Genomic DNA, 11,640 nt, shown 5'->3' with positions numbered 1-11,640 from the left:
TGTGTTTATTTACTCTCTTTCTCAGATGCCATTTGCAACCCCATGACAACAGAGTAAACACTCCAAAAAAAAGAGGGAGCAAAGCTCCCCCCTCAACTCGTTGACTGAAAACAGGAATCAGGCGAAATCGAGTGCCCGCACTGCGGAACCGAAATCGGAATGCTGACCGAGATCGGACAACAACTCTTTCATGTCCAAAATCAACACGATCTGCCCATTGGACAGCGTCGTAACGCCTGCCACACCCTTTGGACGGAAATCTTCAAGTGATTTAATCACCGCGTCGTCACGTCCAGCAAAGCTATCGACCGCCAAAATGAAGCTGCGCTCTGCCGTCTGCATGAACACCCCGTACTCGGGATATCGCTCAAGCGGCCAGCCGAGAAGGCGAGCCAACGTAATCACCGGTAGAACCTCTCCTCTGACGACCAAAGTTTCCTTGCCGCCCACCTCCTGAATTCGACTCTGCTCGATTGGCAATATTTCGCGCACGAGTGACAGCGGCAATGCAAATGGCTGATCGCCAAGCAGCACCAGCAGCACCGGCAAGATAGCCAGCGTTAGCGGCAGAGAAATGATGAAAACCGAACCCTTGCCTGGCTCCGAACGGATTTCAATCGAGCCATTCAGCTTCTGGATGTTGGTCTTGACCACATCCATACCCACGCCGCGCCCCGACACATCGGAAATCTGGGTTTTGGTCGAGAAACCTGGCATGAAAATCAGGTTGAGACTCTGGCGCTCATCGAGAGTGTTGGCCTCCTCCTCGGAAATCAGCCCTTTTTCCGTCGCCTTGGCACGAATACGCTCCGCATTCATACCCTTGCCGTCGTCTGCGATGATCAGGACGATATGATCGCCTTCCTGACGCGCCTCAAGGCGTACCAGGCTCTTTGGCGGTTTCCCTGCAGCCTGGCGCTCTTCGGGCATCTCGACCCCATGATCCACCGCATTGCGGATCAGGTGGATCAGCGGATCTGCAAGATCCTCGATCATGGTCTTGTCGACTTCGGTCTCCTCACCAGCGAGGACCAGTTCGACGTCCTTACCCAGTTGCCGGGCGAGATCGCGGGCAATTCGCGGATATTTTTGGAACAGCCGGCCAATCGGCTGCATCCGTGTCTTCATTACCGAATTCTGCAAATCCGACACCAGAAGATCGAGCTGGCTTACCGCCTGATCGAGCGCATGCAGGGTTTCAGAGTCATTTTTCCCGGCAAGTATATCGGCCCGCAAGCTGGTCAGTCGGTTCTTGGTCAAACCAATTTCACCCGACAGATTCAAGACCTGATCCAGTCGGGACGTATCAACACGAATCGTATTTTCTCGGCCACGCTCTTCGGCCCGCCGCGCAGAAGTCGGCTGACCACCCGGCTTGTCCGTTGTCCGCCGGCCAAACGGCGACGCGGCTACGGCCGACTGAGCCACAACCGCTGTCGGAGTAACAACCGACTCCACAATAGCCGCTTCAGCCTTAGTGATCACGTCGCTCTGAGCCGGTCCAACAGAAGCAGCTTTGCCAGTTACGGCAGCATGCAACGCATTCCAATCCGGTTCGCCAGGTGCAGAAACCGGCTCCTGCGCGACATCTGCAGCCGGAGAAGGGGCCACGGCGGCATGGGCAACGCCCGCTGAGTCACCGCTCAATACCCCCTTAAGTGCTGCGATCACCGCCGGATCGGCGGGCTGCGGCTGAACCATCTGCCCCAATTCACCGAACATTTCACGGACACCCTTGGTGGCATCCATGATGACATCCATCAACTCGGCAGTCAGTTCAAGTTCGCCATTGCGCAGACGATCGAAGAGATTTTCTGTCAGATGGCAAAGCGTCACCAACTCAGTGGCATTGAGAAAGCCTGCCCCCCCTTTGACAGTGTGAAACCCACGAAAAATGTCGTTCAGCAGCGCACGATCATCGGGCATCTTTTCGAGATCAACAAGTTTGTTGTCGACGTCTGACAACAGATCATTGGCCTCCTGCAGGAAATCCTGCAGCAGATCTTCCATTCCGCCAAAGTCGCTCATTTTTGTCCTCCTCAGAAACCGAGGCTGTCCAGCAGGTCATCGACCTGCTCTTGATTAACCACAACATCGGTACGCCCTTCGGCGTTGATTACCGGACCATTCATCAGACTGGCCACTTCTTCAGTGCGCTTGGTTTCGGGCAAGACCTCTATAAGGACAGTCATCAGTCCAGACTCAAGCTCATGGGCAAGGCCAACAATTTTCTTGATAACCTGTCCAGTCAAATCCTGGAAATCCTGAGCCATCATGATTTCAGTCAACTGAGCATGCGTTTCGCGAGTTTTCTGCGGAAGCTGCTCATTCAGGAATGCACGCGTGTCTGCCGCCAGCAACTTGAATTCGGCAGGCCCCATTTCATTGGCAAATACCTTATCCCAACGCTTGCCCAACACCAGCGCACCATTCTCCATGTCGTCGATGAGCGGATTGGCTATATCAGTCGCGTTAAGGACGCGGCAGGCAGCTTGCTCAGTCAGATTGGCCACGTATGCGAGGCGGTCCTTGGCGTCAGGAAGCGCCGATACGGTCTTCTCGATCAACTTGTCGTAGCCTAGCAAACCCAGGGTATCGTGCAGCGCACGTGCCATGTGCCCAATTCGATTGAAGACAGCCTCCTGTTGCGACCATCCCTCTCCGGAGCCCCCCGCTTGCTTGCCGACATCAGCGGATGTCTCGGGGCTGACATTTGCAACCTCGGCCTCAGCGACAACACTATCGAACAAGGCTTGCAAATCATCGCTATCAGCGTCAGACGATGCTATAGATGCCGGCGGCGTAACCTTCGGTTGATCTGGAACTGGCGCGCTACTCGCTGCAATTGAGTCGAAGAGGGCTTCGAGATCATCGGAATCGTTATTGGCAGACATATTTCCCCCTTACGCCTGACCCATTTTTTCGAAAATCTTGTTCAGCTTTTCCGAAAGCGTTCCCGCGGTAAAAGGCTTGACGATGTAGCCACTCGCCCCCGACTGAGCCGCTGCGATAATGTTTTCCTTCTTGGCTTCAGCAGTGATCATCAATACCGGCAGATGTTTCAGATTCGGCGTCGCACGAATTGACTGCAGCAGGGTCAGCCCATCCATATTCGGCATGTTCCAGTCGGTTACGACAAACTCGAAACCACCGCCCTGCAGTTTCTGCAACGCAATGGCGCCGTCTTCGGCTTCATCGACATTCGTAAAACCAAGCTCTTTCAGCAGGTTTCGGACAATTCGACGCATGGTGGAAAAATCGTCCACCACCAGAAATTTCATTTTGGGATCAGCTGCCATGCACTACTCCAGAAACTTGGTTTGTTATCGTTCAATTAGCGGACGCAAGGTATCAGCAAGCGCCTCGGCATCAAACTTTGCGACATAGGCGTCGACGCCGACCGACTTCCCCATGGCTCGATTGGCCTCGGAGGAGAGCGACGAGTGCATGACCACCGGTACGCCTTCAAAACGCGGGTCGGATTTGATGTTCTTGGTCAACACGTAGCCGTCCATTTCGGGCATCTCGGCGTCGACCAGAATCAAACGAATATCCTGGCGGATGTTTTGCCCCATCTGTACAGCATGAGCAGCAATCCCCTGCAGGCGCGTCCAAGCCTCCATGCCATTGGTCGCATGCTTGTGACGCACGCCAAGCTTATCAAGCACTTCGGCAATTTTGCGCCGCGCCACAATCGAGTCATCGACAAAAAACACGCTCGTATCCGGATCAACTCGTGCCGGACTAATGTCCACGATCATTGCTTCACCGAAGGCATTGGCGAGAATCTGCTCGACATCGAGGATGGAAACCAGGCCACCGCTTTCCAGTTCGATAACAGCGGTAATCAGCCCCTGATTTGTCGCCAGTACGCTTTCAGGCGCCTTCACCCGTTCCCAGTCAACACGGATGATCCGATCAACGTCATGCACCAGAAAGCCAAGGGTTCGTTTTGAATACTCAGCCACCATCATTGTCTTGCCGAGTCCGGCTGGCGCATCCAGTTGCATGAACGGGGCCAGCGAAAGGACCGGGATGACGTTCCCGCGCAAGGAAATCAGCCCCTCGACACCACGCGGCATATTGGGGGTTTTGGTTATGTGCGGCGTCCGTCCAACCTCTCTGACCTTGAACACATTAATGCCGAAAATCTCGCGGGTTCCGAGCGAGAAGAGCAGAATTTCCATCTTGTTGGAACCTGCCAGTCGCGTCCGAGCATCGACACTATCAAGCAGGTTTTTGTTTTCAACGAGTTCCATCGTCAACTCCCGCTATCTCTCAGGCCACGCGAACCGGCGTAGTTTCCACGCCTAGCCGCCGGGCCAATGTTTCGGACAGGCGCAAGGGCTCAAACTTTGGCACGTACTCGTCCACGCCGACCGATGCACCCAGCTTTTGATTGGACATCCCCGACAAGGACGAATGCATGATTACTGGAATCCCGTTGAATCGAGGATCGGACTTGATTTTCTTGGTCAGAATGTAGCCATCCATTTCAGGCATTTCGATGTCAGTCAGTATCAGGCTGATCATTGACGAAGCTGGTTTGCCGATCGACTGTGCATAGATCGCCACCTTCTCCATCTCCTCCCACATCTGACGACCATTTACCGCCGAGATGCCCCTGACCCCCATTGCAGCAAGTGTGCGCTCGATCTGCTTGCGCGCAACACTGGAGTCATCGCAATAAAAAACCGTGCAATCCGGCTTGTCGACCGCAACAACCCCGCGGAACATGATCTCGTTGTCGATACTAGAGGTTTCGGAAAGCACCTTCTCGACATCCATCATCATCACCAGACGGTTGTCCTCCAGTTCGGTCACTGCAGTCACCAGCCCGCCGGTCTGCGAAGTCAGCATTTCCGGCGGAACACGCATCTTGCTCCAGTCCAGACGAAGGATAGTATCGACGCCTTCGACCAGAAATCCTTGGGTGTGGCCGTTATATTCGGTCACGATCATTATTTCGCGCGGCGTCTCAGGGGATATCCCTGAGTATTTGGCGAGGTCAATCACCGGCACCAGAGCCCCGCGCAGACTAACCATGCCTTCAACGGAGGGCGGCATATCAGGGGCTGCAGTAATTACAGGCGTACGCATGACCTCACGAACCTTGAAGACGTTGATGCCATAGGTTTCACGACGCCCGGTACGGTGATCTACGCCGAGAAAGAACAAAAGAATCTCGAGCTTGTTGGTGCCCGCCAATTTTGTTCGCGCATCGATATTCTTCAATAACTCAGACATTGTCATCCTCTCGCATGTTGCGTATCCGGCTGCTTCGGCAGCAAGAAGCCATCCAACCTTCACTTCCTGCTCCGTCGTTACCCGGCGACGAACCTGCTATCAGCACCATCTGGGTGCTACCCCATCTTCCATTAACGGCGAACAACACCGAGCATTTAGGAAATTTGAAACAATTTACCAAAATTAGCAATATCTAGCACCTGTTTTACGTTACCCCGAACGCCGGTCAGTGCCACCTCCTTGTTTCCTCCACCCAATTTGTCGCGCAACATCAACAACATGCCCAATGCCGAGCTATCAAGATAATCGACCCCGGCGAAATCAACGGCGACCGAGCGAACGGTTGAATCGGTAATGAGGGGCTCATAGGCAGCACGAAATTCGCGGTGGGTATTGAAATCAAAACGTCCAGCCAGTTTGATGATCACCTTGCCGGATTCATTGAGAATACTTGCCTGCATTTGTTTTCCTATCCCAAAAAAGTCAGTCGAATCCTAGTTTAATCCTTTGACCATAGGCAACAAGCCCGACAGGCCTGTTACACACAAATTGCGCCAAGCACCCGGCGCGCCATGTCGTCCAGCGAACACTGCTCCTCTACCGCACCGATCAGAAAGGCTTCGCGCGGCATTCCATAGACAACACAACTCGTCTCATCCTGACCAAAGGTTCTTGCACCCGCCTGACGCAGGCGCAACAAACCTTGAGCGCCATCCTTGCCCATGCCGGTAAGAATAACGCCAACAGCCTTGCGTCCGACCAAGGCAGCAGCTGAATCAAATAGCATATCGACCGAAGGGCGATGGCGGTTGACGGGGGCGGTCGCTGCCAGTTCGGTGAGGAAACCGGAATTACCCCGCCGAATCAACAAATGGGAATGCCCTGGCGCAACATAGACGGTGCCCGGCTCGATCTTTTCATTGCCTTGCGCCTCGATGACGCGCGGTGCGCAGAGAGAATCGAGGCGACGGGCGAAGGAAGCCGTGAAGGATTCGGGCATATGCTGCACGATGAGGATGGGGGGACAATCAGCGGGAATACCCAGGAGAAACTCCTTGATTGCCTCGGTGCCGCCGGTCGAGGCGCCGACAAAGATGAGCTTTCCACTCGCGGCCAAGCCAGGTCTGGTCGGTGTCGACAACGACGGTGAAGCGGTGGACGAACTCATTGAGGTACGCAAACGCGCGCCTTTTGCGGCACGGATTTTTTCGACCAGATCTTCTCCATAGTTTTCCATGCTCCTGCCACTATCGGCCCGTGGCTTGCCTATAAAATCAATTGCGCCCAGCTCAAGGGCTTTCAGCGTGGTGTCGGAGCCAGACTCGGTAAACGACGAAACCATGACGACAGGCATGGGCCGCAAGCGCATCAGGCGCTCGAGAAACTCAAGCCCGCCCATTTTCGGCATCTGGACATCGAGGGTCACCACATCCGGATTGAGCGCCTTGATCATTTCACGGGCGGTTTGGGCATCAGGCGCCGCCCCCACCACCTCCATATCGGGCGCCATGCCGATCAGCTGGCTCAACAGACCGCGCATTAAGGCCGAATCGTCAACAACCAGGACGCGAGTTTTCATGAGTATCTATTGAGGTGGATTTTAAAATTGGCGCTTTTTTCCGGTTGACCGTATCAAACGAACAATTCGACATCGCCTTCGATGGTGGAGCCGCTCAAGCGTACCTTGTAATCGTTTTCGCGGCTGAACAGGGTCTCGTTATGCACCCGGTGCAGCTTTTTGACCAGAACACGCCCTGAGTGCGGAAAATAATAGACTTTCCGCGGATATGAATCCAGCAGGTCCTTGGCGACAACGGGAATCTTTTCCGTTGTCAGGAAATCAAGTACGAATTCCGCATTCTTGGCACCCACATTGCTGCTCGCCAGACTGGCCAGGACGGCTCCGCCACCAAACACCTTGGCCTCGAGACGGTTGCGTCGTGCGCCAAGCTTGAGCAGATGATTGATCAACACCTCCATGGCATAGGTGCCATAGCGGGCAGACATGCCCAGCGGGCTCCTGCCGCCATCGTCCGGCAACATGAAATGATTCATCCCGCCAATGCCCAAATCCGGATCCCGAATACAGGCAGCGACACAGGAACCGAGAACTGTCACCAACAGTGCATCCTTGCTGGAAACAAAGTACTCGCCCGGCAATATCTTGGCGGCCTCAAGGCCGAACTTTCGATCGAAGTATCGATTGCTGGCTAGTTGCTCGTCGTAGGAGTGTTGCACCAAGCCCCTTCCCTATCGGGCATTTGCCAGGGCGTAAACTGTCTTGCCCTGGGACTTGAAAAGATCGGCCGCATGCAGGAAGCTTTCCGAATGGCCGGCGAACATCAGGCCATCGGGCTGCATCATCGGTGCGAAGCGCGACAGAATCTTGTACTGCGTCGGCTTGTCGAAATAGATCATGACATTTCGGCAGAAGATGACGTCAAGCGGCCCCTTGACCGAATAATTGGCATCCAGAAGGTTGATCCGCTGAAACGAAACCATCCGCTTCAACTCGGGACGAACCGAGACAAAACCCTCCTGGCTACCGGTTCCGCGCAGAAAAAATTGACGCAAGCGTTCGGGCGAGAGCTTTTCAACCCGCTCGATCGGATAAACCCCTTTCTCTGCCGTCGCCAGCACATTGGTATCGAGATCAGAGGCCACGATAGAAATATGCGAAACGTTGGCACCAAAGGTTTCGGCCACGGTTATCGCGATCGAGTACGGCTCTTCGCCCGTCGACGCAGCCGAACACCAAACCCGGACCGGACGTTTGGTGCCGAGCTTGCGCAGATGATCGGCAAATATCGGGAAGTGATGCGGCTCGCGGAAAAACGAGGTCAAGTTTGTCGTCAGCGAATTGACAAAACGCTCCCACTCGTCGCCGCCATTGCGCTCGAGGGCATCAAGATACGCCGCGAAAGAAGGCATACCCGTCGCGCGAAGACGTCTGGCCAGGCGGGAATACACCATGTCTTGCTTGACCGGTGACAACGAAATGCCGGCGTGCTGATAGATCAGCTTGCGGACACGCTCAAAATCGGTCGTCGAAAACGTAAATTCCCGCGCACTTCCATCACGCGCCGGCAGGCCGGCCAACAACGATGAACGAAGGGGCGACGCTGGCGGTGCCGGATTTCGGAAATCAACCATGGCTAGAACTCCTCCCACTCATCGTCAAGACTGACCTGTAGCACCGGTGCCTTTGGGCCACGAGGCCGCTCGCTATTCGTTGTTGAGGCAGCTTCACGCTGGATGCGAAGCGGCGGCGCCAGACGGGGCGCCTCTTTCCTCTCGGCAATTCGAAAAACCGAGACGGTCATCGCCAGTTGATGCGCCTGCTCTTCCAGGCTCTCCGCAGCCGCAGCCGCCTGTTCGACGAGCGCCGCATTCTGCTGTGTCACCTCGTCCATCTGATTTACTGCGAAACTGACCTGTTCGATGCCTGCGCTTTGCTCATTGCTGGCATCGGCAATATCCCCCATTATCTTGGCCACGCGCTTGATGCTCGCGACGACCTCCTCCATCGTCCGCCCCGCCTGGTCGACCAGCTTGTTGCCCGTTTCGACTTTTTCGACCGAATCGGAGATCAGCCCCTTGATTTCCTTCGCCGCAGCAGCGCTGCGCTGGGCCAGATTGCGCACCTCGGTGGCAACCACTGCAAAACCACGCCCCTGTTCCCCCGCGCGCGCCGCCTCGACCGCCGCGTTGAGGGCGAGGATATTGGTCTGGAAGGCAATGCCGTCGATCACCCCGATGATGTCGGCAATCTTGCTGCTCGACTGATGGATTGCGCTCATCGTGTTGACCACCTGGCCGACAACCTCGCCCCCCTTATCGGCAACTTTTTGTGCCGCACCGGCCAGCTCGTTGGCCTGACGCGCGTTATCGGCATTCTGTTTCACCGTGCTGGTCAGCTCCTCCATGCTTGAAGCCGTCTCTTCGAGACTGCTCGCCTGCTCCTCCGTTCGCCCCGATAGATCGTGGTTGCCCGAGGCGATTTCCTTGGCGGCCGTATTTATTGCTTGGGCCGACAGTTGAATCTCGCCGACCAGATTGCGCAGCTTCGTGACTGTCTGGTTGGCATCATCGCGCAAACGGCCAAAGGTCCCTTGATACGTGCTGGTCAACGTCTGGGTCAGGTCTCCATCGGCCACTCGGGACAGCAAATTGGCAATCTCGCCAATCGCCGCCCCGCTGGTTTCGACCAAGCTATTGATGCCGGTACCAAGCTCCTTGTAGAACCCTTCCAGCGTCGAGGTGTCCAGGCGGGCCTCAAGATCCCCGGCCGACGCCTGTGAGACAAGCGCCGCCACCGAGCGCTGCGCATTCAGTTCAGCGGTGCGATCAACCCATTCGCCAACGGTGCCAAGGCGCTGGCCACGGTCATTCACGATCGGGTTGGTGATGATGTTATAGATCCGACGACCGATATCGAGCTCACTCTGGCGTGTTCCCTGTAGTTCGCGCAGGCTCTTGAGAGCGGCCTCCGGGTCCTGATAAAACACCCCGATATTGCTGCCGATAAACCCGTCGACCGTAAAGTTCGGCTGCTGTTCACGTAGACCGGGCTCGATCTGGCGCAATGTGCTCAGCAGCCCCTTGTTGGCGTAGATCACCGTGCCGTCGTCATCGGCAATCCGCAGATTGGCCGAGACGCAATCAAGCGCAATGCGAATACGCAGATTGTCGTTGGCTATTCGCTGCGCCTCGGCAACATTGAACCCTTGCTGCATTTGCATTGATTGAAGCCCCTGCAGCACTTGGCCGACCTCATCATTCGCCCCGACATCCAGTTGCGTATCGTATCGGCCTTCCGCCAACTCGTTAAATACCGGCAGAACCTTTTGCTGTAGTGGCCTGACAATCAGCTTTGTTATGAGCAGATAGAGGAAGGCTGCAAGCAGCAGCGCCAGGACAAATCCGCCCACCATGACAAAGCGAGTCACCTGGCTTGAAAGGGCGTGGAACTCTTCCAGATAAGTGCCGCCAGCAATCAGCCACTTGGTATCAGGCAAGGTATCGAATACGACAATTTTTTCCCGGGTTGCCGTATCGCCCAGTTCGGTATTGAGCCATGGATAACTGATATCACCGCTGCCACGTTCCAGCATTTCGCGAATGAACTCGCGACCACCCGCATCCTTGGCACCGAGAACATTGGTCCCCTCTTTGGCCGGATGCACGATGAGATTGCCAAAATCCTTGCCCGGACTGGCATCAAGCACGTAGTAGTAACCGGTTTCTCCGACTTTCAGTGAACGAATCTGCTTTTTGAGCGCTTCCAGCTCTGTCGAGATATCGAGCCCGATAAACGTGGCCCCGATCACCGTGCCATTCCTTGCAAAGATAGGTGTATAGCTGGTGAAGAACGCCTTGCCGAATAGATTGGCGCGCCCCACATAGGACTTCCCGGTTAATAGCTGAGCAAGCGCGGGGTGATCCTTGGCCAGACTTGTACCAACGGCACGCTCTCCATTCTCTTTTTTGACTGAGGTTGAGATCCTGGTGAAGTCATCACCCTTGCGAATGAAAATTGTTGAAACCGCACCTGTTTTTTCAGTAAAACGATCAACTATGTCGAACTTTCCATTCAGGACATCCCCTCTGGCCAGCCGCAACACAGCCAACTCATCAGCCCCCTCAAGAACGATCTCATCCTGAAACGACATTGCGAAGCCACGATTCAATTGAACAGCCTCTTTGCGGAGAGCCACAAGGTTCGTCTCAACCATGGCCCTGAGCAGCCCCACATCGTTTCTCAGACTTTCGCGCCCCTGGGCATCAAGCAGCGTCGCCAGATGATTCCCGAGCAACGTAGTTGCGCCACCAAGAATGACGCCGAACCCCAGCAACATGCCCAGTACGATTTTTTTAGACGACGATGCATTGGATATCCAGCGACGCATGAGACCTACAGGCCCACCGCTAACCACATTTCCGTGGCGGATCTCCTTGCCACCAGCACGTTTTTCACGGATCTCGGCGTACGCCGCCTGAGCAGCTGAAATCTGCTGCGCGCTCGCCTTCCGACGTACGGACATAAAACCAACCGCTGTACCGTTTTCACGTAATGGCGTTACGTTGGCCAGAACCCAGTAATAGTCCCCATTCTTGCAGCGATTCTTGACCACGCCGCTCCATGGACGGCCATCCTTGATATCCCGCCAAAGATCGGCAAAGGCCTCGGCTGGCATGTCCGGATGACGGAGAAGGTTGTGTGGCTGTCCGATCAGCTCCGATTCAGAAAAACCGCTGATGTCGATGAAGGCTTTGTTGACATAGGTAATCCGCCCCTCGAGGTCAGTCTTGGAGGCAATAAGGGTGTGCTCATCAAGTTCGACTTCCACATCGGTCACAGGCTGGTTATTTCGCATCGTTTTTCTCTATGAA

General features: G+C 55.2%; 10 protein-coding genes. All 10 read right to left on the bottom strand.

Annotated features, from left to right (window positions below; all coding sequences use genetic code 11):
- Nucleotides 1-117: 117 nt before the first annotated feature.
- The 10 genes from KI613_RS04235 to KI613_RS21280 all read right to left on the bottom strand — a co-directional run bounded on the left by KI613_RS04235 (nucleotide 118) and on the right by KI613_RS21280 (nucleotide 11,624).
- Complete coding sequence (locus tag KI613_RS04235; RefSeq protein ID WP_226403962.1) at nucleotides 118-2,028, bottom strand: chemotaxis protein CheA; 1,911 nt, start codon at nucleotides 2,026-2,028, stop codon at nucleotides 118-120.
- 11 nt (nucleotides 2,029-2,039) lie between these two features.
- The gene (gene cheZ, locus KI613_RS04230; RefSeq protein WP_226403961.1) at nucleotides 2,040-2,894 is read right to left on the bottom strand and encodes a protein phosphatase CheZ; all 855 of its coding nucleotides are present in this window, start codon (nucleotides 2,892-2,894) and stop codon (nucleotides 2,040-2,042) included.
- A 9-nt stretch (nucleotides 2,895-2,903) separates the two neighbouring features.
- Nucleotides 2,904-3,299 carry a chemotaxis response regulator CheY gene (gene cheY / locus KI613_RS04225; protein WP_226403960.1) on the bottom strand — a complete coding sequence of 132 codons (396 nt, stop codon included), beginning with the start codon at nucleotides 3,297-3,299 and terminating at the stop codon, nucleotides 2,904-2,906.
- Nucleotides 3,300-3,323: 24 nt separating this feature from the next.
- Nucleotides 3,324-4,259: a chemotaxis protein gene (locus tag KI613_RS04220; protein ID WP_226403959.1), complete on the bottom strand. Its 936-nt coding sequence runs from the start codon at nucleotides 4,257-4,259 to the stop codon at nucleotides 3,324-3,326.
- A 19-nt stretch (nucleotides 4,260-4,278) separates the two neighbouring features.
- Nucleotides 4,279-5,247, bottom strand: a complete 969-nt coding sequence (locus KI613_RS04215) for a chemotaxis protein (RefSeq protein ID WP_226403958.1) — start codon at nucleotides 5,245-5,247, stop codon at nucleotides 4,279-4,281.
- Between the two features lie 155 nt (nucleotides 5,248-5,402).
- The gene (locus KI613_RS04210; RefSeq protein ID WP_226403957.1) at nucleotides 5,403-5,708 is read right to left on the bottom strand and encodes an STAS domain-containing protein; all 306 of its coding nucleotides are present in this window, start codon (nucleotides 5,706-5,708) and stop codon (nucleotides 5,403-5,405) included.
- Between the two features lie 77 nt (nucleotides 5,709-5,785).
- On the bottom strand, nucleotides 5,786-6,826 hold the full coding sequence (locus tag KI613_RS04205; protein WP_226403956.1) for a protein-glutamate methylesterase/protein-glutamine glutaminase: 1,041 nt from the start codon (nucleotides 6,824-6,826) through the stop codon (nucleotides 5,786-5,788).
- A 53-nt stretch (nucleotides 6,827-6,879) separates the two neighbouring features.
- Nucleotides 6,880-7,485 (bottom strand): chemoreceptor glutamine deamidase CheD, encoded by a 606-nt coding sequence (gene cheD / locus KI613_RS04200; RefSeq protein WP_226403955.1) that lies wholly within the window; start codon nucleotides 7,483-7,485, stop codon nucleotides 6,880-6,882.
- 12 nt (nucleotides 7,486-7,497) lie between these two features.
- A complete protein-coding gene (locus tag KI613_RS04195) occupies nucleotides 7,498-8,400 on the bottom strand; it encodes a CheR family methyltransferase (protein ID WP_226403954.1) in 903 nt (300 codons plus the stop codon).
- A gap of 2 nt (nucleotides 8,401-8,402) precedes the next feature.
- On the bottom strand, nucleotides 8,403-11,624 hold the full coding sequence (locus KI613_RS21280) for a Cache 3/Cache 2 fusion domain-containing protein (protein WP_319004089.1): 3,222 nt from the start codon (nucleotides 11,622-11,624) through the stop codon (nucleotides 8,403-8,405).
- Nucleotides 11,625-11,640 lie beyond the last annotated feature (16 nt).

The organism is Ferribacterium limneticum (assembly GCF_020510585.1).
In the GTDB taxonomy this organism is placed as follows: domain Bacteria; phylum Pseudomonadota; class Gammaproteobacteria; order Burkholderiales; family Rhodocyclaceae; genus Azonexus.
The sequence above is the reverse complement of the archived record's forward strand: the minus strand, read 5'-3'. Positions and strand labels throughout refer to the sequence as shown.